Here is a 25654-nt window from a genome sequence, read left to right as displayed (position 1 = left end):
CCCAGCCAGATCGTCCGGCGCACCCAGCCAGATGATCCCGGCACCCAGCCAGATCGTTCGGCGCACCCGGCCCGCGTCCTCATCGGGCCGGGGGTCCAACCATCGGGTGGCGCCCAGCACTACGTTTCGACGTCGTGGAGTTCGTGCGCGCCGTCGACGAGGAGTGCTGGGAACGGGGCGGCAACCTCTGCACCTGGGTCTACGAACGCACGGGCGAGAACGAGACCGCCGCCAACTTCGCGAGCTGGTTCGTCGACCGCCCGCTGCGCATCATCCTGATCCTCACCATCGCGTTCATCGCCACCCGGCTGACGAAACGATGGATCAAGGGGCTGGTCGCCGGCGTCATCGCGCCGAAGTCGACGCCGACGCAGAAGCTCGAGAAGCTCGGCATCGACGTACCGAGCCAGATCGCGGCCCAGCCCTCGGCCCGGAAGGCGTCTCGGGCCGAATCGATCTCGACGTTGCTCACGAGCACGGCCGTGGTGATCATCTGGACGATCACCGTGCTGATCATCCTCGGCGAGTTCGGTGTCGACCTCGCACCACTGATCGCCGGTGCCGGCATCGCCGGCGTCGCACTCGGCTTCGGTGCGCAGCAACTGGTCAAGGACTGCATCTCGGGCCTGTTCATGCTGCTCGAAGACCAGTACGGCATCGGCGACGTGATCGACCTCGGCGAGGCGACGGGCACCGTCGAGAACGTGTCGCTCCGCACGACGGTGCTCCGGGGCGTCGACGGCACCGTGTGGCACGTCCCGAACGGTGTCGTGCAGCGGGTCGGCAACCTGAGCCAGCTGTGGTCGGTCGCCCTCGTCGACGTCGACGTCGCCTACGACACCGACCTCGATCGTGCCCGCGAACTGCTCGAGCGCGCCGCGAACAATGTGTGCGAGCGCGATGAGCACGTCTCGCAGATCATCCAGGCGCCGAGGGTCCTGGGTGTCGAGGCCCTGGCAGCCGACGGCATCACCATCCGTGTGATCACCCGGGTCGAGCCCGGCGCGCAATGGGAGATCCAACGCGAGATGCGAGAAGAGATCAAGAATGTGTTCGACGCCGACGGCATCGAGATCCCGTTCCCCCAGCGCACCGTCTGGATGCGCGCCGACGAGGCCGCAGCGACCACGAGCGAGGGGTGATGCAACTCGCCGGCATCTTCGACCGCCCGTCGACCAACACCGTCGCGATCGCGATCGCGTGTACCGCGATCGGCTGGGCGTTGCACTGGTGGTTCGAGTACTCGACCCGGTCCGAACGCGCCGACCCGCACGGTGAGCAACGCCCCGAACCGGTCGAGGGCCAGACGATCGAGCCGCCTGCCGTCGTCGGGTTGATCACGAACGAGTTCACCGCGCCGCAGAGCGCCGTGACCGCCACCTCGCTCGATCTCGCCGCTCGCGGCTGGATCCGGTTGACGAGCACCGACGGCGAACTCGTCGTGGTGACCCGCGGCAACCCGGCCGGTGGCGACTCGCTCCTGCCGTTCGAGCAGCAGGTGCTCAACCATCTCGCGTCCCGGGCGTTCAACGACGTCAGTTCGGCGAGCACGCTCGCCCTGTCGCACCACCGGCTCAACCGCCGGTGGTGGCTGCGGTTCCAACGGTCGGTCGGCGACGAGGCCCAGGCCCGTGGCTTGAGCACCGCCCGCTACACCCCGCTCGAACTGGCACCGCCGGCCGCGCTGGCCGCGATCGCGCTGCTCGCCTGGTGGTTCGCCGGCCGCAACGGCGACGAGATCGCCTTGTCGGAATCGTGGCAGTCGCGCACCGTCTGGGTGCTGACGCTCGGCGCGATCGCCGGGCTCGGCTGGGTGACGGCGCTCCGTTTCATGGGCGCTGCCCAACGACCGACCGACCTCGGACGCGATCGACAGAACGCCTGGATGGGCTTCCGACAGCGACTTCGCGAACGCATCCCGTCCGACGCCAGCGTGCTGGCGCCTCCGCCCCAGCAGCAGGCGTTGTCGCAAGCGTGCGTGATGGGCGTCGCCACCCAGGTGCTCGCCGAGTTCCCGGCGGCGCCCGAGCACCCACGACTCGCCTGGTCGGAGGCAGGCGGTGTGCCGCACCTCGTGCGCATCCGCTACCCGTTCCGTCCGGGCTACGGCCAGCACCCGATGAAGGTGGGCGCCGTCGGCCTGGTCGTGTTCTTCGCCGCCCGCTGGCTCCAGGGCTATCTCGAGCGGATCGGCGACGGTGAGGCGCTCACGTCGCTGCTCGATCGGGTGCCCGGCCAGGTCGAGCTGATCCAGGACATCGCCGACATCCTCGCCCTCATCTGCTGGCTGCCCATCGTGTGGGCCGCGTGGGCCGTGATCGCCGGCGTCGTCGACTCGATCGCCACCCGCGTCCGAATCGGGTCGGTCGTGCGCGCACGCCGACCGGCCGACGTGCTCCCTCCGCTCCTCGTGAACGTCGTCAAGCCGTTCGCCGAGCGCGACAGGTTCAGCACCTACCTCGCCGTCGACGACGGCAACCGCCGCACCGTGTGGGCGTGGCTCGCCAACGAGCGCGGCGCCGCCCCGCAGGGCGCCCAGGCGAGAGTTCGCGCCACGCCCCTCCTCGGCTACGTCCGCAGCAGCGAACCCGTCGGCACCGGCACCCGCCCCGACGCCGAGTAGCTCGACCCGGCCCCGCCGACAATCGCTTCCTCGAACGTTCTCCCGATCGTGAACTCCATCGGCGGAGCTGGACTCGGGTCGTGGCGGGGTGCGGTTGCTCGACTCGACGCCGCTCGAGATCGGACCAGGGTGCTCTGAACGCTCCACGCACGCCTGCCGTCAGGCGGCGGGGAGTTGTTTGAGGTGGATGAGGATGGTGTCGATGGGGTTGGTGGGGGCGATGTCGGGTGGGCGTTCGCCGACGGGGAGGATGATGGTTCCGTCAGGGCGTTGGGTGTGGGGGCGGCCGTGGTCGTCGTGGACGATGGTGAGGCCGTCACGGTGTTTGATGCGGTTGTGGACGCCGCAGAGTGGCACGGCGTTGGTTTGGTCGGTGGGGCCTCCGGTCGACCACGGTTCGTTGTGGTCGACCTGGCACATTCGTGCGGGTAGTCGGCAGCCGGGGTAGATGCATGTGCTGGCGAGCAGGAGTGCTGCTTGTCGGGCGGGTCCGGTGAAGAGGCGTTGTTTGGTGCCGTAGTCGATGACGTGACCGTTGGAGTCGACGACGACTCGGCGGACGTGGCCGGTGAGGAGGGCCCGGAGTGCGATCATCGGGTGGATTTTCGAGCCGGTGGAGGTTTCGCAGCGGCGTTCGAGGAAGGCTTCGGGGTCGTCGAGGAGTGCTTCGGCGAGGCCGTTCATGGTGGCGTCGAGCTGTTCGCCGGTGTCGGGGTCGGCGATGATTGGTTGGTCGTCGATCATGTCGCCGGAGGGGAGGGTGATGCCGGCGTGTGTGAGGACTTCGTGGGTGGAGTGGTCGTCGATGATGATCGCGACGGTCGGTTCGGGCAGGGCGCGTCCGTCGGGTGATGCGGCGGCGGCGGCGACCATGGCGATGAGGGCGTCGAAGCGTCGTTGGCCGGCGGTGCGAGGCAGTGGCCATTGTTCGGGGTCGTCGGGGTGTTCGGCGCGGCGTTGGGTGAGGTCGTGTTGGTATTCGGCTTCGACGAAGGTTTCGAACACCGCAACGAGTTGGGCGGCTTGGATCGGGTCGCCGCCGGAGGCCTCGATGACGACTTCGCCGTTGAGGTCGACGACGCGGGCGTCGCGTGATTCGACGGCGTCGGCGAGGTCGGCGAACGCGCCGTCGGTGTCGAGTTGTTCGATCAGGGCGTCGATGTCGCCGCGGAACTCGGCGTAGGAGCGGTGTTCGGCGAGTTCGACGAGGACGTCGACGATCGTGCCGAGCAGGTTCGCGATGCGCGGGTTCTGGAAGATGCGGCCGATCTGGAGGGCGTGGTCGGTCGAGAACCGTCCGGCGGCGAGGGCGTCGGCGATCGAGGGGTGGGTGTCGAGGAGGCGGGCGAGGGCGCGGTCGCGGCCGATGGTGCCGTCACCGCAGTCGAGTTCGCTTCGGAGCCAGCCGGCCGACGATCGGTGGGTGATGCGGTAGATGCCGCGGTTCTCGGCAACGGCGATCAGGGCGGCTCGTTCGGCAGCGGCGGAGCGGGCGGCGAGTTCGTTGGCACGCAGCGCTTCGGTGATCTCGTTGTCGGTCATGCCGACCACGGTGTCGAGGACGGCCTCGAACATGGATCCATGGTAGCAGACACACGTTCGATATGACAGCGCTCGAGTGCAAAGATCGTGATAATTGGTGGCTACTTCCCCACGTACATGCCGCGATCCAGACCCGGGTGGCCGCTGGTGAGTTCCATGCACGGCACGCTGCGACTCGTGTGCGCAACGAAGGCGGCACGCCCGCGCTAGATTTCGCCGCTGATGAACGCACCCTGTCGAGTTCGGAGTGCGCTCGTCGTCGCACTCCTGGCCTGCGCCGGCCTGCCCGGCGCCGTCTTCGCTGACGCTCCTCCACCGTCCACTGGCGTCGACTCGACCGTCGTACCGATCAGGCCGAGCCGGATGATCGACACACGCCCGGGCGCCTCGACCGTCGACGGCCTCCAAGCGGGCGCCGGGATGGTGCCTGCGGGCAGTTCGATCCGCGTCCAGGTGACGGGTCGAGGTGCAATACCCGCCGACGCCGTCGCCGTGTTCGCGAACATCACGATCACTCGCCCCCGGTCCCACGGCCACGCCACCGTGTACCCATGTGGCGACATACCGCACACCAGCACCCTGAACTACACCGCCGACAAGACGGTGGCGAACGCGACGATGACCGGGCTCGACGCTTCGGGTGGCTTCTGCGTTGCGAGCCATGCAGCAGCCCACGTCATCGTGGACGTGGCTGCCTTCGTTCCCGACGAGTCGCAATGGAGACCGCTCTGGCCCTCCCGCTTGTACGACAGCCGGCCCAACGGCGACACCGACGACGGCACGTTCCGAGGACAAGGTCCTCGACCCGACGGCAGCGTGATGGTGTTCGGCCGTGGTGGGGTGAGTGGACACGAGGGTGAACCGATCGGTGCCGTCGCACTCAACGTGACGGCGATCAGCACCGGTGACGCCGGGCACGTGACCCTTCGGCCGTGCGGCGCCGAGTCGTCGACGAGTACCGTGAACTTCGGACGCTCGCAGGTGGTCGCGAACGGCCTCGTGGTGTCACCCGATATCCACGGGAGGATCTGCATCGACACGGTCGGCTGGCCGAATGTCATCGTCGACGTCGTCGGCGTCGACCCGTTCACGGCTCCGCCCGTCGACATCGCAACGCTCGCGACGCTCGAGCCGGCGCGTTTGTTCGATTCCCGACCTGGCAGGCAGACGGTCGACGGTCGACAGGTCGGGAGCGGACCGACCCACGCTGGTGGCGTGACTCGCATCCAGGTCGCAGGTCGGGGCGGCGTTCCCGACGGCGCCCGGGCCGTCCTCGTCAACGTCACCGCGGTGAACGCTGCGACCGACGGACACACGACCGTGTTCGGGTGCGACGGCGCCACACCGACGGCGAGTACGTCGAACGTCGCCACGGGCGAGACGGTCGCCAACACGGCCCTCGTCGGACTGTCGCCGTCGGGCGAGATCTGCATCGCGACGCACATGGAGACCGACCTCGTCGTCGACGTCTTGGCGGTCATCGCCGTCGCCGCACCCGGCTGAGCGATCGCAGGTCAGCGGAGGCGGAGGCGGTACAGGGACGTGGTCGCCGTCATGTAGAGGTGGTCGCCGGCGAACTCGAGGTTGGCGCACGTCTCAGGCAGACGGATGGTGCCGAGCAGCACCCCGTCGGTGGTGTAGACGTGCACGCCCTGCTCGCCGCTGGCCCACAGCCGACCCGAGTCGTCGAAGCGGAAGCCGTCGAACACCCCGGCCGGGCAGGTCGCGAACACCCCTCCCCCGCCGGTCACCTGTGCGACCGGCTCGTCGACGTCGAACACCCGGATGTGTCGCGGGCCGCCCTCCACGTGGCTCACACCGGTGTCGGACACGAACAGCCGTGTCTCGTCCGGTGAGAACGCCAGCCCGTTCGGGCGGACCAGGTCGGTGATCTGCACCGTCACCTCGCCCGTCGCCGGATGCACCCGGTACACGTTGCTCGATCCGATCTCGCTCTCGGCGGCGTACCCCTCGGCGTCCGAGTCGATGCCGTACGTCGGGTCGGTGAACCAGACGGCGCCGTCGCTCGCGACCACGACGTCGTTCGGACTGTTCAGACGCTTGCCGTCGAACGAGTCGGCGACGGTCTCGCGTCGACCGTCCGGCCACCAGCGCACCACCGAGCGGGTGCCGTGTTCGCAGGCCACGATCACCCCGTCACGATCGAGCGTGTGCCCGTTGCAGAAGTTCGCAGGCCGCTCTGCCTCGCTCACCTCACCCGTCGCCTCGTCGAACCGCATCCGGCGGTCGTTGCGGACGTCGCTCCAGTAGAGGGCCCGTTCGGCGGCGACGTACACCGGCCCCTCGGCCCACGCGCAACCGTCGGCGAGGTGCTCCAACTCGCCCGACGGGGCGATCAGGTCGACGAATCGATCGTCGAACACGTCGTACACGGCGGGTTCCGGAGGGCGCGTCACGGCGACAGTGTGACACGCCACCGTTGGGCCCGACGGCGACACCTGGGGCAGACTGTCCGACCATGAGCCAGCGGCAGACGATCGTGACCCTCGATCTCGAAGGGGTCCTGGTCCCCGAGGTGTGGATCGCCGTCGCCGAACGGACCGGCATCGAGGCGCTCACCCGCACCACCCGCGACGAGCCCGACTACGACGTCCTCATGCGGTACCGGCTCGACATCCTGGCCGAGCACGGCCTCACCATGCCGCTCGTCCAGGACGTGATCGCCGGGCTCGAACCGCTCCCCGGCGCCAAGGCGTTCCTCGACGAACTGCGCGAGCGCACCCAGGTGATCATCCTCTCCGACACGTTCGAACAGTTCGCCGCTCCGCTCATGCGCCAACTCGGCATGCCGACCGTGTTCTGCCACCGACTCGTCGTCGAAGACGATCGCATCACCGACTACCGCCTGCGTCAGCCCGACCAGAAGCGCAAGTCGGTGGAGGCGTTCCACTCGCTCGAGTACAAGGTGATCGCGGCCGGGGACTCGTACAACGACACGACCATGCTCGGGGCAGCCGACGCCGGCTTCTTGTTCCACGCTCCTGAGAACGTGATCGCCGAGTTCCCCCAGTTCCCGGCCGTCGACGAGTACGCCGATCTGCTCGAGCTGATCACCGCCGAACTCGTCTGACGCCGCTGCTGTTCCGGCGAGGCGTTCGCGCCCGACAGGTGCGAGACTGCCCGCATGCAGCAGACCGAGGGCACCTTCACGGCATTCGACGGCACCACGATCTTCCATCGCACGTGGACACCCGACGGCGACGCCAAAGCGGTCGTCCTGCTGGTGCACGGACTCGGCGAGCACCTCGGCCGCTACCAGCACGTCGCCCGACGCCTCACCGACGCCGGCTACGTCGTCGCCGCACTCGATCACCGCGGCCACGGCAAGTCGGGCGGCAAGCGCGTCTTCGTCAAGTCGTACGACGAGTTCATGCGCGACCTCGCCCAGTTCCGTCGCCAGGTCGAAGGTGAGCATCCCGGTCTCCCGCTCGTGCTGCTCGGTCACTCGATGGGCGGCAACCTGGTGATGGGCCACACGCTCGGCAACCAGTCCGGCATCACCGGCATTGCCCTGTCGGGTGCCGCGCTCAAGGTGGGCGACGACTTCTCCCCCATTCAGCGCAAGATCTTCAGCGGCATCGCCAAGGTCGCGCCCGGCTTCCGCCCGCAGGGCCTCGACGCGTCGAGCATCAGCCACGACCCGGCCGTCGTCGAGGCCTACCTCGCCGACCCGCTCGTGTACACCGGCAAGATCTCGGCCGGGCTCGGCGCCGCCCTGTTCGACGCGATGGACAGCTTCCCCGACCGCTACCCGAGCCTGGCCCTGCCGATCTGGATCGGACACGGCACCGACGACCAGCTCGCCGACGTGGCCGGTTCGCACGAGCTCGAGGCCGGTGCCACCAACGCCGACATCGAGTCGCACTACTACGAGGGCCTCGCACACGAGATCTTCAACGAGCCCGAGCAGGACGAGGTCCTCGGCGACCTCGTGGCGTGGCTCGACCGCACGGTCGCACCTTCGTGACCGACGACGAGTCCTCGTCCGGCGACGTGCGCGCCGGGCTGATCGCCGTCGCGGCGGCCGTCACGGCCTGGGGGTCGACCGGCGTCATCATCAAGGTGATCGACATGAACGCGATCGCCATTGCGGCGTGGCGGTTCTCGATCTACGCCGTCCTGATGACGATCGTGTTGCTCGTCCGGGGGAACCGGCTGACCAAGCACCTGCTGTGGACCTCGTTGCCGGGCGGCGCCCTGTTGGCCGCCGACGTGATGCTGTTCTTCGTCGCGGTCCGGACCACCAACATCGTGAACGCCACGACCATCGGGGCCATGCAGCCGATCGTGATCGCCGTCTACGCGACCCGGTTCATGGGCGAGAAGATCGGGCGACGCGACCTGCTGGCTGCGGCGGTCGCGATCGTCGGAGTCGTCGTCGTCATCACGCAGTCGTCCGGCACCCCGGAATGGAGCGGCGCCGGCGACCTGGCTGCACTCGGTGCGTTATTCGCCTGGAGCGGCTACTTCATCGTCGCGAAGCGCACGGCGGGCAAGTTGACGCCCCACGAGTTCACCACGGGAACGGCATGGTGGGTCGGTCTGTTCGCCTTCGCGGTCGGCCTCGTCGCCGGTCAGGACATGGCTCCCCCGTCGGGTGACGACTGGCTGCCGGTCGTAGCGCTGATCCTCGTCGGCGGCGTGGTCGGTCACTCGCTCATGAACTGGGGCATCCCGCGCCTCCCGGTCTGGCTCGCGTCGACGATGACGCTGCTCATCCCGGTCGTCTCGTCGCTCGCCGCGTGGATCTTCCTCGACGAGGCGCTCACGGCACCACAGCTCGTGGCGATGGCGGTCGTCATCGGGGCGTTGTGGGTGGTCGTGGTCACCCAGACCAAGACACCGGTCAGCCCGCCGCAGGACATCGTCGAACTCGAGACCTGATCGCGGCGCTCGCTCGACGGGTCGCCGTCAGGGACCGGCCAGCAGGTAGTCGACCAGCAGGTCGACCTCCGACGCCGACAGCGATGCGACCGGCATCGTGTCCTCCCACCCCGCCACGATCTCGGCCGACGGGTCGACGATCGCCCGCTCGACGTAGTCGGCGTCGATCGTCGCCGTGCTCCCGTCGGCGAGTTCGACCGTGTCTCCCTCCGACCAGGTGAGTGCCGGACCGAGTGCACCGCCTCCCAGGTCGGCACCGTGGCATGCCGAACAGCCGTTGGTGCGGTAGATCCCGGCTGCGCCCTCGCCGTCGGCGCCGCACGCCGACACCCCCAGCACCACTGCCGCCAGGACGAAGGCTCCGAACAACCGCACCGTTCGCATCGCCCCATCGTGGCACGACCGATGACGGTGTAGCGCTCTTCGTTGGGCTTCTCCCCCGCCCGGTACGCTCGGACCCGTGACCGAGTCGAAGATCATCTACACCCACACCGACGAAGCCCCGGCATTGGCGACGTACTCGTTCCTGCCGATCATCGAGGCGTTCGCCGGAGCCGCCGGCATCGACGTCGAGACCCGCGACATCTCGCTCGCCGGGCGCGTCGTCTCGCAGTTCCCCGAGTTCGTCGCCGAAGACCGGCGCATCCCCGACCATCTCGCCGAGTTGGGCGAGCTGGCCACCACCCCCGAGGCCAACATCATCAAGCTCCCGAACATCTCGGCCTCGATGCCCCAGCTCAAGGCCACGATCGCCGAACTCCAGGCGAAGGGATACGACCTCCCCGACTACCCCGACGAGCCGTCGACGCCCGAGGAAGAAGACATCAAGGCCCGCTACGACCGCGTGAAGGGTTCGGCCGTGAACCCGGTGCTGCGCGAAGGCAACTCCGACCGACGGGCGCCGCGTGCGGTCAAGGAGTACGCCAAGGTCAACCCGCACTCGATGGGCGCCTGGTCGTCCGACTCGAAGACGACGGTCGCCACGATGGGTGAGCACGATTTCCGGTCGAACGAGCGCTCGGTCACGATGGGCGCGGCCGACGAGCTGCGCATCGAGCACGTCGCCGCCGACGGCACGGTCACCGTGCTCAAGCAGTCGGTGCCCGTGCAGGAAGGCGAGGTCGTCGACGGCACGTTCATGTCGAGCGACGCCCTCGACCGCTTCCTCGCCGAGCAGGTCGACGCCGCGCGTGACGCCGGCGTCCTGTTCTCGCTCCACATGAAGGCCACGATGATGAAGGTTTCCGACCCGATCATCTTCGGCCACGGCGTCGTCACCTACTTCGCCCCGATCTTCGAGAAGTACGGCGACGTCCTCGAGGCCGCCGGCGCCGACCCGGCCAACGGCTGGAACCAGGTACTGACCGTCATCGACGGCCTCGACGACGACACCAAGGCCGCCATCCACGCCGACATCGATGCCGTCTACGCCAACGGTCCCGACCTGGCGATGGTCGACTCCGATCGCGGCATCACCAACCTGCACGTGCCGAGCGACGTCATCATCGACGCTTCGATGCCGGCGATGATCCGCAACGGTGGCCAGATGTGGGACAAGAACGGTGACACCCGCGACACCCTCGCCGTCATCCCCGACTCGAGCTACGCCGGCGTGTACCAAGCCGTCATCGACGACTGCAAGGCCAACGGCGCCTACGACCCGACGACGATGGGCACGGTTCCCAACGTCGGTCTGATGGCCCAGAAGGCCGAGGAGTACGGCAGCCACGACAAGACGTTCGAGATCGCCGACGCCGGCACGGTGCGGGTCGTGAACCAGGCGGGCGACACCGTGCTCGACTTCGAGGTCGACGCAGGCGACATCTGGCGCATGTGCAACGTTCGCGATCTGCCGATCCAGGACTGGGTGAAGCTCGCCGTGACCCGGGCCCGTGCCACCGGCGCCCCTGCCGTGTTCTGGCTCGACGAGCAGCGTGCACACGACGCCGAACTGATCAGGAAGGTCGCCCGTTACCTCGAAGACCACGACACCGAGGGTCTCGAGATCCACGTGATGGCACCGGCCGAGGCGACCAAGTTCTCGGTCGATCGCATCCGTCAGGGGCTCGACACGATCTCGGTCACCGGCAACGTGCTGCGCGACTACAACACCGACCTGTTCCCGATCCTCGAACTCGGCACCAGCGCCAAGATGCTCTCGGTCGTGCCGCTCATGAACGGTGGCGGCCTGTTCGAGACCGGTGCCGGCGGTTCGGCACCCAAGCACGTCCAGCAGTTCGAGAAGGAGAACTACCTCCGCTGGGACAGCCTCGGAGAGTTCCTCGCCCTCGCCGTGTCGCTCGAACACCTCGGCGAGGTGACCGACAACCCGAAGGCGAAGGTGCTCGCCGACGCCCTCGACGCGGCCACCGGCAAGCTCCTCCAGGAGAACAAGTCGCCGGCCCGCCGGCTCGGTTCGATCGACAACCGTGGCAGCCACGCCTACCTGGCGAAGTACTGGGCCGAGGCGCTCGCCGCCCAGACCGACGACGCCGAACTGGCCGCCGCATTCGCTCCGGTCGCTGCTCAGTTCGCCGAGCACGAATCGCAGATCAACGACGAGCTGATCGGTGCGCAGGGTCATCCGAACGACCTCGGCGGCTACTTCATGCCCGAACCCGATCTCGCCGCCGCGGCGATGCGTCCGAGCCCGACGCTGAACGGGATCATCGCCTCGATCTGATCCGCTGATGCACCTCGCCGGCCTCCTCGTCTCGACGCTCCCGGAGCCTCCCGACGTCGAGGAGGTCATCGACACCGACGGTCTCACCGGCAGCGACTGGCTCCAGGCCGGTGGGATCTTCGTCGGGTCGATCGTCGTCGCGGTCATCGTCAACCGGATCGTCCGCGCCGTCATGCGGCGATCGGTCGCGAACGAGTTCGCGGTCATCATCACCGCGCGGCTCTGCGCATACACCGTGTTCGCCGTCGGGCTCGTCTACTCGATGAGCTCGCTCGGCGTCCGCGTCGGGCCCCTGCTCGGCGCCCTCGGCATCACCACCCTCGTCCTGGCGCTGGCGTTGCAGAGCGTGGCGGAGAACTTCGTCGGCGGTCTCATCCTGCAGGCACGCCGCCCGTTCACGATCGGCGACACGGTCGAACTCGACGACCACGTCGGCGTCGTGACCGACATCGACTCGCGCACGACGGTGATGCGGGGTCTCGACGGGACGATGATCCGGATCCCGAACGGTGACGTGCTCAAGAACCCGATCGTCACCCTCACCCGCGAGCGACTGCGCCGGTCCGAGCTGGTCGTCGGGGTGGCGTACGACTCGAACCTCGAACGGGCGACCGAGGTGCTGCTCGAGGCGGTCGGCCGGGTCGAGCGGATCGTCGACGTTCCCGAGCCGATGGTGTTGCTCACCCAGTTCGGTGAGTCGACGATCGACATCACGATCTACTACTGGCACCGCTCCGAAGTCCCGGCCGAGTTGGCGGCGACCCACGATCTGATGCTCGCGGTCCATCAGGCGCTCGCCGACGCGGGCATCACGATCGCGTTCCCCCAGATGGTCGTGTGGCCCGGCCACGACGCCGACGGCGATCCGTACGGCCGACACCCGGGCCCGGTGTACTCGGAGCAACCCCACGCGCCGCCGCCGGCTCCCGAGCCGGCGTCGAAGCGCGACGTCGAGCGGCGCCGCCGCCGGTTCTCGCGCCGCTGAACGTCAGCCCCTCACGGGGCTGCAACGTGGCCGATCAGGCCCGAGCGACGCGCACGCGCTGATAGGTGCGGGTATTGTCGGCGGCGACGTCGGCCGCCAGCTGGGCCCAGGCCTCCTCGGCCGTCGACCCCTCAGCGCAGGCCACCTCGACCTGACCGGAGAAGCGCTCGGCCTCGGCGATCCAGACCGGCTCGACCCGCAGGAGCCGCCCGTCGAGTCCGCGGACGTGGTTCTCCCGGAAGTCGAGCGTCGTTCGCCATCCGTCGCGCTCGAGTTGGCGACGATCGGCCGGCTCGAGGAGCGCGCCGTGTCGGCGCTCCCGCTGGAACCCTGGTCTGCGCATCGAGCTGGCCACGGCCACCATTGTGAACGAGGGTGCCTGTGGAACGTCAGCCCCATAACCGTGTGAATTTCCTGGGGATTGTGAACTGGTGAACTGTGGTTATCGCCGGCGACGGCGACGGATCAGACCCGTTCGGCGACGAACACCGGGATGATCCGGTCGTGTTCGGCGGCGCTCACCTCGTACTCGGCGTAGGGCGAGAACACGTTCACGGCGCGCTCCCACCACTCGGCACGTTCGTCACCGCTGACCTCTCGCACCCGGTAGTCGTGGGGTTCGGGGCCGTCCTGAATCATCACCATCGGGTCGGCCACCAGGTTGGCGTACCAGGCCGGATGCTTGGGCGCGCCACCGTACGACGCCACCAGGCAGTAGGCCCCGTCGTGCTCGACTCGCATGAGCGCGATCTTGCGGACCTTGCCCGACGACGCGCCGCGCATCGTCACGATGATCACCGGGATCCCCGTGTCGCGCAGGGTGTTCGCCTCGGTCCCGCCCGACGCCTCGTAGGCCTCGACCTGGTCGCGGACCCACTCGAGCTGGGACGGTTCGTACTCACCTTCGATCGGCATGCAGGTGAGCGTATGCCACCGTGCGGGCAGTACGGTGACGATGTGTCCGATGTCTTCCACCTCGACCTGACCCGAGCCGACCTCGACGGTGCGACCCTGGCGATCCTGCCCGGTGACCCGGGTCGTGTCCCGAAGATCGCCGAACGGTTCGACGAACACGTCCACCTCGCGTCGAATCGTGAGTACACGAGCCACCTGGCGCGTGCCGACGGTGCCCCGGTGGTCGTGTGCTCGACCGGCATCGGCGGCCCGTCGGTGTCGATCGCGGTCGAGGAACTCGCCCAGCTCGGTATCCGCACGTTCCTGCGTGTCGGCACCACCGGTGCCCTCCAGCCCGACATCGCGGTCGCCGACGTGATCGTGACCACCGGCGCCGTCCGACTCGACGGCGCAAGCCGCCACTTCGCCCCGCTCGAGTACCCGGCGGTCGCCGACCTGACGTGCGCGACCACCCTGGTCGAGGCGGCGCGTTCGCTCGACCTGACGGTGCACACCGGCGTCACCGCCTCGTCCGACACCTTCTACCCCGGGCAGGAGCGGTACGACACCGTGTCGGGCTATGTGCGGCGTGAGTTCCAGGGCAGTGCCGAGGAGTGGACGAGGCTCCACGTCCTCAACTACGAGATGGAGGGAGCGACCCTCTTCACCCAGTGCGCAGCCAACGGGTGGCGTGCGGGCATGGTCGCCGGGGTGCTCGTCAACCGGAACACGCAGGAGATCCCCGACCCGTCGGTGCACGACGTGGTCGAGGCCAACGCCGTCTCGACCGTGGTCGAGGCGGCGCGTCGCCTCGTCAGCTCCAGCTGAGCACGTCGTCGTCGTTGCGGGGGATCTCGAGCCAGGTGCGACCGGGCTGGAGACCGATCTCGTTCAGATCGTCGACGTTGTCGTACAGGCCGACCGGGTCGGTCGGGTCGAAGCGCAACCAGACGCCCTCGCGCACGGTGCCGCCGCTGAACACGTAGACCGGGTTCGTTCCCTGCGTCTGGGCGTCGGGGTTGCCGTCGAAGACGTTGACGCCGTAGTCGGCGAGCATGACGACCACGTTGTCGGTCCAGATCTGCTCGACACCGTCGGACGTCTCGGCATTGTGCTCCTGGCCGTCCTGGTCGCGGAAGTAGCGGCCCGACTCGGGGTCGTAGGTCCACACGGCGTCGGTCGAGTCGAGCGCGATCTGGATCTCGGTCGCCGACTCACCAGTCGGGACCTCGTCGAGGCCGAGGTACGGGAACACCGTGACGGGTCGGCCCGCCTCCTCGGTCGTCTGGTCCCAGAGCACGTCGGTGCTCGAGTACAGGTTGTTCGGCGACGTGCGACCGGATCGCCGGTAGTAACCCGGTGTGTAGCGGGCGTCGAGGTCGATCATGTCGGAGTCGCGGATGGCGCGGGTGACCGATGCGTTGCCGCCGCTCCAGGCGAACAGCGGCTGCTGGAACATCCGCAGGATGTTGACGTCTTGGGCGCGGCCCGACCGGATCGGGCCGACCGGGTCGGAGCCGTCGGAGTGGAAGACCGCAGCGAGTCGGGTCACGCTGTCGTTGATGATCTCCTCGATCACGATGTCGGCGCTGTTGAGACCGGCCTGGGGCGTGTCGGTCGGCCCGGCATTGGTGATCTTGACGATCAGCGCCGGACGATCGGGGATCTCGGCCTCGTCGGCGATCGGCGACCCCGTCAGCGGCATCCGCAAGATGTCGGGCACGGTGGTGGTCGTCGTGGCCTCGGCCTCGGTGGTGGTCGTCGTCGCCTCGGTGGTCGGGGCGGACGTCGTCTCGACCGTGGTGGGGGCGGCAGTCGTCTCGACGGTCGTCTCGACGGCCTCGTCGTCGCCACCGCCGCCGCAGGCGGCGACCAACAGGGCGATGGAGACGGCCGCAGCCGCAATCTTCGTTCGGTTCACAGTTCCCTCAGCAGTGCGATGCGTTCTTCGAGTGGTGGGTGGGTGGCGAACCAGTGATGGGCGCCCTCGAGGCGACCGTCGTCGCCCAGACCGCTCATCGGCTGTTCGATCCACAAGTGTGCCGTAGCCGTCGACGCAGAATGCGTCGCGGTCTGATCGGCCTGCAGTTTCTCGAGCGCGGAGATCAGACCCGGCGGATACCTCGTCATCTGGCAGGCGCTCACGTCGGCGAGCGTCTCGCGTTGGCGTGAGATCGTCGCCTGCATCGCCTTGGCGATGACCGGGGCGAGGACGAGCAGTCCGAGCCCGACGTAGCCGAGTGGGTTGTTGCGGTCGGCGTGGTCGCCCTGGCGGGGAACTCGGCCGCCGTTCCACCACATCATGCGGATCGTGAGGTCGGTCATGAGTGCGACCGCGCCCACCATCGTGACCGCCAGGGTCGAGACCAGGATGTCGTAGTTGCGGATGTGGCTGAGTTCGTGCGCCACGACGCCTTCGAGTTCGACCCGGTTCATCTGGTCGAGCAAGCCGGTCGTCACGGCGATCGCGGCGTGCTGGGGGTTCCGGCCGGTCGCGAACGCGTTCGGGGCGGGGTCGTCGACCACGTACACACCGGGCTTGGGGAGCCCCGACGCGATGCAGAGGCCCTCGACGAGGTTGTGGAGCCGGGCGTACTCGTGCTCGTCGGCCGGGCGTGCCCGACTGACGCGCAGTGCGATGGCGTCGGCCTTCCAGTACGAGGTGAACGCCACCGCAGCGGCGATCAGGAGCGCGACGACGGTCGTGACGATGCCACCGCCGAGGAGCCAGCCGACGAGCGCACCGATCAGGGTGACGACGATGACGAAGCCGGCGACGAGCAGCGCACTCCGGCGCTTGTTGGAACGGATCAGTTCATGCATGTGGGGGGTTCAGAATTCGACGTTGGGCGTGGTTCGTGCCGCCTCGTCGGCCTCGAAGTACTCACGACGCTGGAAGTTGAGCATCCGGGCGAAGATCACCGTCGGGAACTGCTGCAGCTTGTTGTTGTAGGCCAACACGCTGTCGTTGTAGTACTGGCGGGCGTACGCCACCCGACCCTCGGTGGAGGTCAGTTCTTCCTGGAGCGCCAGGAAGTTCTGGTTCGCCTTGAGGTCGGGGTAGGCCTCGCCCAGTGCGAACAGCTGTCGGAGGGTACCGGTGAGGGCGTTCTCGGCCTTGGCCTGGGCTTCCGGAGTGTCGGGAGCCGCGACGGCGGCGTTGCGGGCGGTGATGACGGCATCGAGCGTTTCCTGCTCGTGTGCGGCGTAACCCTTCACGGTCTCGACGAGGTTCGGGATCAGGTCGAGCCGACGCTTCAGCTGGACGTCGATCTGCGACCAGGCGTTCTCGATCTGGTTCCGACGACGGATCAGGCCGTTGTAGGCGACGATCAGGTAGATCACCAGTGCCGCGAGGAGCACGAGCACGATGACGAGGGGCAACATGGAGGACCAGTCTACGGGGTGGCCACCCCGCAACCGGTGGACTTCCGCACCGCTTCGTCAGCGCGCGATGGCCTCGTACAGCGCGACGTACTCGTCGGCCAGACGGCTCATCGCGAAGTGGTCGGCCCGCTGGTCGCCGGCGCGGACGAGCCGGTCGGCCAGGTGATGATCGGCCAGCACGCGTCGGAGCGCGCCGGCGAGGGCGTCGGCGTCACCGGGCGGCACGAGCACACTGTCGACGCCGTCGGTCGCGACATTGCGATATCCGTCGAGTGCGCTCGCCACGACCGGCGTCCCGGCCGCCATGGCCTCGATCAGCACGACCCCGAACGACTCACCGTGGAGCGACGGCGCACAGAACACCGACGCGCCACGCAGGCGTGCGACCTTGTCGGCTTCGTCGATCCGACCGAGCCAGGCGATCCGGTCGTCGCCGTCGTGCAGCGAGCGGAGCCGGTGGGTGTCGGGACCCTCGCCGGCCACCCAGAGTTCGACGTCGAGGTCGAGTCGTGCGAACGCGGCGAGGAGCACCTCGAGACCCTTCCGCTCCTCGTGCCGGCCGAGGAAGAAGATCGCCGGGCGTCCCGATGCCGACCGCAGCGGCTCGACGGCAGCGATCTCGGACGTCTCGACACCGTTGAAGAGCAGGTCGTACTCCCCACCGAGGTGGTCGCGAACCAGTGCCAGCGCGTCTTTCGAGACGACCACCTTGCGGTCGATCCGTTCGATCAGGCGTCGCAGCATCGGGGCGAACACCTGATAGCTCGTGGAGTGCCCGGCGGCGTGGAAGGTTCCGACCGTGGGTGCCGCGTGGAGCGTCACCGTCGTGATCGACGGGCCCGGCGCCAAGGGTTCGTGCACGTGGACGACGTCGAAGTCCTCGTCTCGCAGCGCTCGGACGGTGCGCAACACGGCAGCCGGATCGGGTGCCAATGGCGCGACCGATCCGTTTGCGGCCGTCGGCAGACTGTCGCCCAGCGGAGTCACGAACGGTTCGGGTGGCGGGCCGTCGCAGGGTCCGAGCACACGCACCTCGTGGCCGCCCCGTCGCAGCTCGCGAGCGAGCCCGAGCACCTGCGCCTGGACTCCTCCCGGGATGGAGAGGCTGTACGGACAGACCATCCCGATCCGGAAGCTCACGAGGGGAGACCGTACCCGAGCCGTCGACAGGACCGGACGACCGCGATCGGGAGGCGGGCGCGATCAGGGAACGACGGCGACGTCGGGGTGCCCGAAGCGGCGCTCGATCTCACCGGCCTCCATCGGCTGCGACAACAGATAGCCCTGACCCAGCTGGCACCCGAGCTTGCGGAGCTCTCGGAGCTGGGTCGCGTTCTCGATCCCTTCTGCGACCGTCAACAGTTCGAGCGAGGTGGCGGTCTGCAGGATCGTTCGGGCCAGCGACGGTCCGTGCGGGTCGGCGCCGAACTCGGCGACGGCCGAGCGGTCGATCTTGAGCAGGTCGATCGGGCGTCGCTGCAGCGTCGCGAGCGAGCACTGACCGGTGCCGAAGTCGTCGACGGCGAAGCGGAAGCCGACGGCGTGCAGTCGGTCGATCGACGACGCGGCCCGATCGCCCTCGTCGACGAGTGCCGACTCGTTCATCTCGAAGACGATGCCCGTCGGATCGACGTGATGACCGTCGGCGATCGCGATCACCCGATCGGCGAAGTCGGGTTGGCGGAGCTGTACCGATGACACGTTGACGCCGAGCGTGAGGCCGGCGCGCCACTTGGCCGCCTGCCCGAGCGCCTGATCGATCGCCCAGTATCCGATCGGCACGATGAGGCCGCTGCGATCGGCGATCGGGAGGAAGTCGGATGCGGGCACGTCGCCGTGCTCGGGGTGCTGCCACCGGACGAGCGCCTCGGCACCGACGACCTGCCCCGACGCCAACTCGACGAACGGCATGAACACGATCCGCATCTGATCGCGTTCCAGTGCCCGGGCGAGTTCGCTGCGGTACTCGAGGTGGGTCGTCGCCACCATCCGCATCGCGGGGTCGAACAGGCGGATCTGCCCCTTGCCTGCCCGCTTCGCCTCGTACATCGCGATGTCGGCGTCTCGGAGCACGCTCGTGGTCGACATCCCCGAGGTGGCGACGGCCACGCCGACGCTCGCGAGCACCACGACCTCGCTCCCGCCGACCGAGATCGGCTCGTGCATCGAGTCGAGGAGGCGCTCGGCGACGTCGATGGCCCGTTCGATGCCGCCACGGTCCTCGAGCAACAGGGCGAACTCGTCGCCGCCGAGTCGCGCCCCGGTGTCGCCGCTGCCGGCGGCGCGCCGGATCTTGTCGGCGATCGACGTGAGTACGTGGTCGCCGGCGGCATGGCCGAGGTCGTCGTTCACCGCCTTGAAGTCGTCGAGGTCGACGAACAGGACGATCACGGGGTCGGCGTCGGAGCGAGCGATCCGGAGCGCGTGGTCCATCCGGTCGAGGAACAGCGCCCGGTTCGCCAGTCCGGTCAGTTCGTCGTGGAACGCACGATGGCTGAGTTGGCGCTCGAGGTTGCGCTGCTCGGTCACGTCTCGGATCGTCACCACCACGCCGTCGACGGGGCTGCCGCCGACGAGGTTGGCAACGACGATGGTCGCCTTGCGTTGCTGGCCGTCGACGTGGGCGAGCGAGGCGTCGACCTCGATCGTCGTGCCGCTCCCCTGTTCGACGACCCGTTGCAGCTCGTGCCGGAACGATTCGAAGTCGGCCGGAACGACGAGATCGGTGACCGGGCGACCGACCCACCGGTCGGGCTCGTGTCCGAGCATCGCCCGCAGGCCGGGGCTGGCGTAGTTGATCCGGCCGGTCGAGTCGGCGAGGACCACGGCATCGGTCGAGTGCTCCACCATCGCGGCGAGACGGTCGCGGCCGCGTTGCTCGCTCAGGCTGCGGACCTGGTCGACGAGCTTCCACATCCGTGCGAGCGCGAGCACGATCACCAGCACGGTCGACACGGAGACGACGACCGACGACGAACGCGACGACAACCCGGTCGCCAGCATCAGCAGGAGGGCGCCGAGCGGCACCAGCGCAGCGAAGAGGAGCCCGAAGATCTGGGTCCAGTGGACCTTGGGAGCCTGGTCGACGACGCTGATTCGCGTCGCCATCAGTGCACTCGCACCGACGAGCGCGGCGCCCGGGAGGATCGCTGCGGCCTGCCAGACGCCGGGCGTCAGGGCGTCGTCGTAGGCCGCCCAGCCGGAGATCGCATGGCCCGCCCCGAGCAGGAGGAATCCGAGGGTGAGGATGCCGAATCGTTGGTCGCGATCGCCGAGTCGGCGGAAGGCGATCGTCGCCAGCAGACCGTCGAGCAAGGGGAACGCCCACACCCATGCGGCAGCATCGAGGGGGAAACCCTCGCCGTCGAAGTGGGGGCCGGAGACGGCTACCCAGACCAGCGCCGTCACGGCGATCGAGTAGATGATCGGCTCGGACCCGTTGAGGATGTCGCGTGACTGCCGTCGTGACGACGTCATGCCGGCGATCCCGGCGAACAGGGCGGGGTACGCCAGGACGGCGATCGCCTCGACGTCGCCGGGGAACACGAGCGTGCCGTCGAGCATCTGCTCGCCCTGCACCCAGGTGGCTCCGGCGAGCGTGGCGAGCCCGAGCGAGCACATCCACCACGGGACCGGCCGGGCGGGTCGGGCGACGGCGATGCCGGCGAGGACGGCGGCCGCTGCCCCCGCCACGACGCCGACGCGCAGCCATTCGGCCCACGCCACGCCGTCGAGCAGCACGTACGCGACGGTGCAGGCCACGGCGACGACCGCCGCGAGCACCGGTGCGATCCATGTCCGCCTCATCGTCTGTCCATCGGCATCCGACGCGTCGATGTTGAGTGCCGCCGGCGCCTGCCCCCGAGTGTACGTCAGCACCATACGGTCGTTATCAATAGCCCGGGTCGGACGGCCAGTTGGGTTGGAACAGGTGCCACTGGTACGGGGCGCGGCGGATGAGGTGCTCGAGTTCGCCGGCGAGATCGTTCGTGACGCGCGCGATGTCGACCCGGAGCCGCTCCCCCGATCGGGTCAGGTCGATCGGTGGGCGGACGACGCCGAGGTGGCCGTCGGTGCGATCAGTGAAGTACACGGCCGTGGGCAGCAATGGCGCCCCGGTGCGGAGCGCGAGCGTGGCCGGGCCCGCCGGCAGCGTGGTCGTCTCGCCGAAGAACTCGACCTCGATGCCGGTGCGTTGGATGTCGCGGTCGCTGAGGAGGCACACGACGTCGTTGCGTTGCAGCGCCGCCAGCACCTCCTTGCCGGCGGTCGGGCCGAGGGCCACGATGTTCATGCCGAGCTCGTTGCGGAGCTGCTTGAACCAGTCGAACAGCTCCGGCGGCTCGATGGCTTCGACGACCGCGGTCACGCCGAGCCCACGGTCGACCAACCAGCGACCGGCCCATTCCCATCCGCCGAGGTGCGGCAGCGCGAGGATGATCCCGTTTCCCTGGGCAAGCCCTGCTTCGACGTGTTCGTATCCGTCGACCGTCATGCCGCGATCGACCGTGCGGCGCGGCAGGTGCGGCAACCGGAAGCTCTCGAGCCAGTAACGGGTGTAGCTGTCGAAGGCGAGCTGGACCGCTCGGCGCAGCCGGGCGCCACCCATGGTCGGGTCGGCACGTCGGAGGTGCCGTTCGATCATCTCCCGCCGCTCGGCGTTGGCGAAGCTGGCGCCGAACCCGAGCGCCGGCGAGATGCCCTGTGCGGCGAAGCCGGGCAATCCCCGGGCAGCGAGCGCTGCCAAACGGAAGCCGCCGACGGTGGCGGCGTTCTGGATCTCGCGTCGCGGATCGACCATCGGGTTCGTGCCGGCTACTGCGGTCGGCGAGGCACGCGCTCTCGCAACGGCACCCGGGTGCGGCGCCGGGCGACGCGGGCCTCGCGGCGCTCCTCGCGGCGCTCACGCCGCAGATCGATGCGGGCCTGGGTGACCGGTGCGACCTCGGCCTGCGTCCAGACCTTGACGAATCGCTGGATCGCGGTGATCGTCGACAGCACGAGCATGCCCCAGAGGATCCACACCAGTGCGCCGTCGACCCACGGCTCGAGGAACAGACCGACGCAGAGCACCACGATTCGTTCGGCGCGCTCCATCAAGCCGCCCTTGGCGTCGAGCCCGAGCGACTCGGCCTTGGCCCGCTGGTACGAAATCACCGACGACACCGCCATGACCGCGAACGGCAGGACGGTGAGTCGCGGGTCTTCGGTCTCGGCGAAGTAGTAGGTGATGCCGCCCAGCAGGAGGGCATCGGTGATGCGGTCGACCGTGGAGTCGAAGAAGGCGCCGCGCTGGCTCGCCGACTTGGAGGCCTTGGCGAGTGCGCCGTCGAGCAGGTCGGGCAGCGCCGCCAGGATCACCAGCAGCAGGCCGAGACGAAGCCGGCCCGCTCCGACCGCTACGGCCGCTCCGGCGCCGATCAGCAACCCGACGATGGTGAGGTGGTCGGGCGTGAGGCCGGTCTTGCGGAGCGCTGCGCCGATCGGCTTGACCGCTGCGTCGACCGGCTTGCGGAAGCTGCCGTCGAACATCAGGCGGCCCCGTCGACGGTGTCGAGCTCGGGGTTCGGCTCGGCGAGATGCTGCAGCACCCGCCCGTCGACGGCGTCGACGAGCACCAAGCCGCGCTGGAGCGGCGGTTCTTCGGCCGAGTAGCAGAACACGCGCCACGTCGGGCGACTGCGGATGCCGTGCCAGACCTGCTGCGCCGAGGCGTGGCCGACCGGGAAACCGATCGCCTGTTGCGCCGCCACGAGGGCGTCGCGCTCGTCGACGTGCATCCGCCAACCGGACGAGATGCTGAACAGTCCGACGGCGGTGAGCAGGATCCCGGCCCACAGCGTGCCGCCGTTCACGATGGCCGACGAGTCGGCGCTCGTGGCGTACCAGGCGAAACAGCCGGCGGCCAGCGTGAGGTAGATGTAGCCGGGGATCCGGCGACGCGAGTTGTCGGGGAACTGATAGGCGCCGGCGAACTCGGGTTGGAGATCTTCGGGAAGCTCGTCGCGGATGTCGTCGGCGGGGGCGACGGACGATTCGGCGACCGGGTCGGTCGAATTCATGGTCCTCCCAGCCTAACCGGCCCGCACCGGTTCGGATCGGGGCGTCAGCCGGTCGGCCAGGCCGCGCGGAGCTTGGCCGCCGTGTCGACCAGCGGCTCGGGCAGCGTCCGCGTGTTGGCGACCGCCGTCATGAAGTTGCCGTCACCGGTCCAGCGCGGCACTGCGTGCACGTGGAGGTGTTCGCTGATCGACCCGCCGGCGGGACGGCCCAGGTTGATGCCCACGTTGACGCCCTCGGGTTCGTACGCCGACTTGATGGCCCGGACGGCGTCGGTGACGGTCGGCCAGAGTTCGGCGGTCTCGGCGGCGTCGAGGTCCTCGAGGTTCGCGACCTCCCGATACGGCAGCACGAGCACGTGGCCGGTGCCGTACGGGAACGCGTTCAGGATTACGAAGCACGTCTCGCCCCGGTGGACGATGTTGGCGTCCTCGTCGGACATGCCGGAGGCCAGGATGCGTGTGAAGATGCTCCCCTCCCCCGCCGGCACCTCGGACGTGCCGAGCGACTGGACGTAGGTGGCACGCCACCCGTTCCAGAGTCGTTCGAGCGGTGTCATCAGGCGGTGAGTGCCTGCTCGGTCGTCTCGGCGACTTCGTCGGTGAAGCGGGTGATGAACTCGCCGACGTCGACACCGCGTTCGACCTCGCCGCCGCGAGGGTTCACGCCGACGGTGCCGTGTTCGACGTCGTCGTCACCGACGACGAGGATGTACGGGATCTTCTCGAGCTTCGACGAGCGGATCCGCTTGCCGAGCGCGTCACCCGCACCGATCATGTCGACGCGCGCCCCGGCCTGACCGAGCCGGTCGACGACCTGCTGGGCGTACTCCTCGTGGGCGGTGGCGACGGGGAGCACCCGCACCTGGAGTGGTGCGAGCCACGTGGGGAAGTTGCCGGCGTAGTGCTCGAGCAGCACGCCGAAGAAGCGTTCGATCGAGCCGAACAGCGCCCGGTGCAACATGATCGGCCGGTGCCGGTTGTTGTCGGCGCCCACGTACTCGAGATCGAAGCGCTCGGGGAGCTGGAAGTCGGCCTGGATCGTCGACAGCTGCCACGACCGCCCGATCGCATCACGGACGTCGATGTCGATCTTGGGGCCGTAGAACGCTGCGTCGCCGTCCTTGACGGCGTACTCGAGACCGTGGGTCTCGAGCGCCTGGCGGAGCGCCTCGGTCGCCTCGTCCCAGATCTCGTCGGTGCCGACGTACTTCTCCGGGTCCTTCGTCGACAGGTTGAACGTGAAGTCGTCGAAACCGAACGCCCGCAACACCGACAGCACGAAGTCGAGCAGGCCGGCGACCTCGTCGGCCATCTGCTCCTTCGTGACGTAGATGTGGCTGTCGTCCTGCGTGAATCCCCGGATGCGGAGCAGGCCGTGGAGCGTGCCGGCTCGTTCATAGCGGTACACGTTGCCGAGCTCGAACAACCGCAGTGGCAGTTCGCGGTAGCTGCGCTGCCGGCTCTTGAAGATCAGGCAGTGCATCGGACAGTTCATCGGCTTCATGTAGTACGTGCCGTTGTCCATCTCCATCGGCGGGTACATGCCGTCGGCATAGAAGTCGAGGTGGCCCGACGTCTCGAACAACTTCGCGTTCGCCAGGTGCGGCGTGAACACGAACTCGTAGTCGCCCTGTTCGTGACGGAGGCGGCTGTAGTCCTCCATGATCTTGCGGACGATGGCGCCCTTCGGGTGCCACACGGCGAGCCCGCCGCCCAGCTCGCTCGGGAAGCTCAGCAGGTCGAGTTCGGTGGCGAGCTTGCGATGGTCGCGCTTGGCGGCCTCTTCGAGCTGGTGGAGGTGCTGCGCGAGCGCCTCCTTCGATTCCCAGGCCGTGCCATAGACGCGCTGCAGCATCGGGCCCTTCTCGTTGCCGCGCCAGTAGGCGCCGGCCACCTTCTGCAGCTTGAAATGGCCGAGCTTGCCGGTCGAGGGCACGTGCGGTCCGACGCACATGTCGACGAACTCGGGCGAGTTGCGGTACGCGCTGACGACGCCGCCCTGGATCTCGGTGGCGTCTTCGGCGTCGCTCGCCTGCTCACGGAACCGGTTGATCAGATCGACCTTGTACGGCTGGTCGGCGAACAGGTCGGCCCCTTCGTCCATCGTCATCTCGATGCGCTCGAACGGCTGGTTCTCGGCGATGATCGAGCGCATCTCGGCCTCGATCGAGGCGAGGTCGTCGTCGCTGAACGTCTTGCCACCGGGCAGCTCGAAGTCGTAGTAGAAGCCGTTCTCGATGGCCGGGCCGATCGAGAACTTGGCGCCCGGGAACAAGCGGGTGACGGCCTGTGCCATCACGTGCGACGTCGAGTGCCGCAGCACGTGGCGCCCGTCGTCGGTATCGGCCGTGATGATCGAGACGACGCTCCCGTCGGGGAGCGGTGCAGTCAGGTCGGTCTCGGCTCCGTCGACGGTCGCAGCGACGGCCGCCTTGGCGAGCCGCTTTCCGATCGATCCGGCGAGATCGAGCGCGGTCGAGCCCTGGGGTAGTTCGCGCTCGGATCCGTCGGGGAGTGACACCGTGATGTTGGCCATAACGAGCACCAGCCTACGAGCGCGACTCCCCTGTTCG

At 68.6% G+C, this 25654-nt stretch carries 24 protein-coding genes; 9 read left to right on the top strand and 15 right to left on the bottom strand.

Annotated elements, in window-relative coordinates; genetic code table 11:
- The first annotated feature begins 134 nt into the window (after window positions 1-134).
- Complete coding sequence (locus tag BDK89_RS09165) at window positions 135-1142, top strand: mechanosensitive ion channel family protein (protein WP_166657478.1); 1008 nt, start codon at window positions 135-137, stop codon at window positions 1140-1142.
- Complete coding sequence (locus BDK89_RS09160) at window positions 1142-2623, top strand: DUF2207 family protein (protein WP_243839247.1); 1482 nt, start codon at window positions 1142-1144, stop codon at window positions 2621-2623. The genes BDK89_RS09165 and BDK89_RS09160 overlap by 1 nt, the downstream gene beginning before the upstream one ends.
- Window positions 2624-2782: 159 nt before the next feature.
- Here the strand turns inward: BDK89_RS09160 and BDK89_RS09155 are convergent, their stop codons facing one another.
- Window positions 2783-4198, bottom strand: coding sequence for an HNH endonuclease signature motif containing protein (locus tag BDK89_RS09155; RefSeq protein ID WP_133868664.1), 1416 nt, complete (start codon window positions 4196-4198; stop codon window positions 2783-2785).
- A 189-nt stretch (window positions 4199-4387) separates the two neighbouring features.
- On the opposite strand from BDK89_RS09155, the gene BDK89_RS09150 reads away from it, so the two are divergent.
- Window positions 4388-5668, top strand: a complete 1281-nt coding sequence (locus BDK89_RS09150; RefSeq protein ID WP_133868663.1) for a hypothetical protein — start codon at window positions 4388-4390, stop codon at window positions 5666-5668.
- A gap of 11 nt (window positions 5669-5679) precedes the next feature.
- Here the strand turns inward: BDK89_RS09150 and BDK89_RS09145 are convergent, their stop codons facing one another.
- On the bottom strand, window positions 5680-6582 hold the full coding sequence (locus BDK89_RS09145) for an SMP-30/gluconolactonase/LRE family protein (RefSeq protein ID WP_133868662.1): 903 nt from the start codon (window positions 6580-6582) through the stop codon (window positions 5680-5682).
- Between the two features lie 62 nt (window positions 6583-6644).
- Here BDK89_RS09145 and thrH point away from each other — a divergent pair, with 62 nt between their 5' ends.
- Genes thrH through BDK89_RS09130 form a run of 3 tightly spaced genes read left to right on the top strand, consistent with a single transcriptional unit; the run spans window position 6645 to window position 9070 of the window.
- A complete protein-coding gene (gene thrH / locus BDK89_RS09140; protein WP_133868661.1) occupies window positions 6645-7256 on the top strand; it encodes a bifunctional phosphoserine phosphatase/homoserine phosphotransferase ThrH in 612 nt (203 codons plus the stop codon).
- A gap of 54 nt (window positions 7257-7310) precedes the next feature.
- A complete protein-coding gene (locus tag BDK89_RS09135; protein WP_133868660.1) occupies window positions 7311-8153 on the top strand; it encodes an alpha/beta hydrolase in 843 nt (280 codons plus the stop codon).
- Window positions 8150-9070, top strand: a complete 921-nt coding sequence (locus BDK89_RS09130; RefSeq protein WP_166657476.1) for a DMT family transporter — start codon at window positions 8150-8152, stop codon at window positions 9068-9070. The genes BDK89_RS09135 and BDK89_RS09130 overlap by 4 nt, the downstream gene beginning before the upstream one ends.
- A gap of 27 nt (window positions 9071-9097) precedes the next feature.
- On the opposite strand, the gene BDK89_RS09125 is transcribed toward BDK89_RS09130, so the two are convergent.
- Complete coding sequence (locus BDK89_RS09125; protein ID WP_166657475.1) at window positions 9098-9454, bottom strand: c-type cytochrome; 357 nt, start codon at window positions 9452-9454, stop codon at window positions 9098-9100.
- Window positions 9455-9530: 76 nt separating this feature from the next.
- Here BDK89_RS09125 and BDK89_RS09120 point away from each other — a divergent pair, with 76 nt between their 5' ends.
- Window positions 9531-11753 (top strand): NADP-dependent isocitrate dehydrogenase, encoded by a 2223-nt coding sequence (locus BDK89_RS09120; protein WP_133868657.1) that lies wholly within the window; start codon window positions 9531-9533, stop codon window positions 11751-11753.
- A gap of 7 nt (window positions 11754-11760) precedes the next feature.
- Complete coding sequence (locus BDK89_RS09115; protein ID WP_133868656.1) at window positions 11761-12738, top strand: mechanosensitive ion channel family protein; 978 nt, start codon at window positions 11761-11763, stop codon at window positions 12736-12738.
- 34 nt (window positions 12739-12772) lie between these two features.
- Here BDK89_RS09115 and BDK89_RS09110 read toward each other — a convergent pair whose 3' ends face one another.
- Together BDK89_RS09110 and BDK89_RS09105 are read right to left on the bottom strand one after the other, a co-directional pair.
- Window positions 12773-13093 carry a hypothetical protein gene (locus BDK89_RS09110; protein WP_133868655.1) on the bottom strand — a complete coding sequence of 107 codons (321 nt, stop codon included), beginning with the start codon at window positions 13091-13093 and terminating at the stop codon, window positions 12773-12775.
- A 110-nt stretch (window positions 13094-13203) separates the two neighbouring features.
- Window positions 13204-13653 carry a nitroreductase family deazaflavin-dependent oxidoreductase gene (locus tag BDK89_RS09105; protein WP_133868654.1) on the bottom strand — a complete coding sequence of 150 codons (450 nt, stop codon included), beginning with the start codon at window positions 13651-13653 and terminating at the stop codon, window positions 13204-13206.
- A 12-nt stretch (window positions 13654-13665) separates the two neighbouring features.
- On the opposite strand from BDK89_RS09105, the gene udp reads away from it, so the two are divergent.
- On the top strand, window positions 13666-14460 hold the full coding sequence (gene udp, locus BDK89_RS09100; protein ID WP_133868653.1) for a uridine phosphorylase: 795 nt from the start codon (window positions 13666-13668) through the stop codon (window positions 14458-14460).
- Here udp and BDK89_RS09095 read toward each other — a convergent pair.
- The 10 genes from BDK89_RS09095 to thrS all read right to left on the bottom strand — a co-directional run bounded on the left by BDK89_RS09095 (window position 14447) and on the right by thrS (window position 25617).
- Window positions 14447-15553 (bottom strand): DUF3048 domain-containing protein, encoded by a 1107-nt coding sequence (locus tag BDK89_RS09095; RefSeq protein WP_133868652.1) that lies wholly within the window; start codon window positions 15551-15553, stop codon window positions 14447-14449. The two genes, udp and BDK89_RS09095, sit on opposite strands and share 14 nt — an antisense overlap.
- Window positions 15550-16455, bottom strand: coding sequence for a M48 family metallopeptidase (locus BDK89_RS09090; RefSeq protein ID WP_133868651.1), 906 nt, complete (start codon window positions 16453-16455; stop codon window positions 15550-15552). Before BDK89_RS09090 ends, BDK89_RS09095 begins: the two co-directional genes overlap by 4 nt.
- Before the next feature lie 9 nt (window positions 16456-16464).
- The gene (locus BDK89_RS09085; RefSeq protein ID WP_133868650.1) at window positions 16465-17019 is read right to left on the bottom strand and encodes a LemA family protein; all 555 of its coding nucleotides are present in this window, start codon (window positions 17017-17019) and stop codon (window positions 16465-16467) included.
- A 57-nt stretch (window positions 17020-17076) separates the two neighbouring features.
- Complete coding sequence (locus tag BDK89_RS09080; RefSeq protein ID WP_243839130.1) at window positions 17077-18159, bottom strand: glycosyltransferase family 4 protein; 1083 nt, start codon at window positions 18157-18159, stop codon at window positions 17077-17079.
- 63 nt (window positions 18160-18222) lie between these two features.
- Entirely contained in the window at window positions 18223-20826 is a 2604-nt protein-coding gene (locus BDK89_RS09075) for a putative bifunctional diguanylate cyclase/phosphodiesterase (protein WP_166657474.1), read from the bottom strand.
- A gap of 85 nt (window positions 20827-20911) precedes the next feature.
- Window positions 20912-21820: a phosphatidylinositol mannoside acyltransferase gene (locus BDK89_RS09070; protein ID WP_133868648.1), complete on the bottom strand. Its 909-nt coding sequence runs from the start codon at window positions 21818-21820 to the stop codon at window positions 20912-20914.
- 14 nt (window positions 21821-21834) lie between these two features.
- Complete coding sequence (locus tag BDK89_RS09065) at window positions 21835-22551, bottom strand: CDP-alcohol phosphatidyltransferase family protein (protein WP_133868647.1); 717 nt, start codon at window positions 22549-22551, stop codon at window positions 21835-21837.
- The gene (locus BDK89_RS09060) at window positions 22551-23081 is read right to left on the bottom strand and encodes a hypothetical protein (RefSeq protein ID WP_133868646.1); all 531 of its coding nucleotides are present in this window, start codon (window positions 23079-23081) and stop codon (window positions 22551-22553) included. The genes BDK89_RS09065 and BDK89_RS09060 overlap by 1 nt, the downstream gene beginning before the upstream one ends.
- A gap of 44 nt (window positions 23082-23125) precedes the next feature.
- A complete protein-coding gene (locus BDK89_RS09055) occupies window positions 23126-23638 on the bottom strand; it encodes an HIT family protein (RefSeq protein WP_133868645.1) in 513 nt (170 codons plus the stop codon).
- Entirely contained in the window at window positions 23638-25617 is a 1980-nt protein-coding gene (gene thrS, locus BDK89_RS09050) for a threonine--tRNA ligase (protein WP_133868644.1), read from the bottom strand. The genes BDK89_RS09055 and thrS overlap by 1 nt, the downstream gene beginning before the upstream one ends.
- Window positions 25618-25654: the final 37 nt, after the last annotated feature.

The sequence above is a fragment of the Ilumatobacter fluminis genome (genome assembly GCF_004364865.1).
Classification (GTDB): domain Bacteria; phylum Actinomycetota; class Acidimicrobiia; order Acidimicrobiales; family Ilumatobacteraceae; genus Ilumatobacter; species Ilumatobacter fluminis.
This window is presented reverse-complemented; position numbering and strand designations above follow the sequence as displayed.

Bases quoted from the DNA above. Each gene is read 5' to 3' on its own strand.
- BDK89_RS09160 (WP_243839247.1), top strand. From the start codon at position 1,142: ATGCAACTCGCCGGCATCTTCGACCGCCCGTCGACCAACACCGTCGCG.
- BDK89_RS09155 (WP_133868664.1), bottom strand. From the start codon at position 4,198: ATGTTCGAGGCCGTCCTCGACACCGTGGTCGGCATGACCGACAACGAG.
- BDK89_RS09150 (WP_133868663.1), top strand. From the start codon at position 4,388: ATGAACGCACCCTGTCGAGTTCGGAGTGCGCTCGTCGTCGCACTCCTG.
- thrH (WP_133868661.1), top strand. From the start codon at position 6,645: ATGAGCCAGCGGCAGACGATCGTGACCCTCGATCTCGAAGGGGTCCTG.
- BDK89_RS09135 (WP_133868660.1), top strand. From the start codon at position 7,311: ATGCAGCAGACCGAGGGCACCTTCACGGCATTCGACGGCACCACGATC.
- BDK89_RS09125 (WP_166657475.1), bottom strand. From the start codon at position 9,454: ATGCGAACGGTGCGGTTGTTCGGAGCCTTCGTCCTGGCGGCAGTGGTG.
- BDK89_RS09115 (WP_133868656.1), top strand. From the start codon at position 11,761: ATGCACCTCGCCGGCCTCCTCGTCTCGACGCTCCCGGAGCCTCCCGAC.
- BDK89_RS09105 (WP_133868654.1), bottom strand. From the start codon at position 13,653: ATGCCGATCGAAGGTGAGTACGAACCGTCCCAGCTCGAGTGGGTCCGC.
- udp (WP_133868653.1), top strand. From the start codon at position 13,666: ATGCCACCGTGCGGGCAGTACGGTGACGATGTGTCCGATGTCTTCCAC.
- BDK89_RS09090 (WP_133868651.1), bottom strand. From the start codon at position 16,455: ATGCATGAACTGATCCGTTCCAACAAGCGCCGGAGTGCGCTGCTCGTC.
- BDK89_RS09085 (WP_133868650.1), bottom strand. From the start codon at position 17,019: ATGTTGCCCCTCGTCATCGTGCTCGTGCTCCTCGCGGCACTGGTGATC.
- BDK89_RS09075 (WP_166657474.1), bottom strand. From the start codon at position 20,826: ATGAGGCGGACATGGATCGCACCGGTGCTCGCGGCGGTCGTCGCCGTG.
- BDK89_RS09070 (WP_133868648.1), bottom strand. From the start codon at position 21,820: ATGGTCGATCCGCGACGCGAGATCCAGAACGCCGCCACCGTCGGCGGC.
- BDK89_RS09065 (WP_133868647.1), bottom strand. From the start codon at position 22,551: ATGTTCGACGGCAGCTTCCGCAAGCCGGTCGACGCAGCGGTCAAGCCG.
- BDK89_RS09060 (WP_133868646.1), bottom strand. From the start codon at position 23,081: ATGAATTCGACCGACCCGGTCGCCGAATCGTCCGTCGCCCCCGCCGAC.
- BDK89_RS09055 (WP_133868645.1), bottom strand. From the start codon at position 23,638: ATGACACCGCTCGAACGACTCTGGAACGGGTGGCGTGCCACCTACGTC.
- thrS (WP_133868644.1), bottom strand. From the start codon at position 25,617: ATGGCCAACATCACGGTGTCACTCCCCGACGGATCCGAGCGCGAACTA.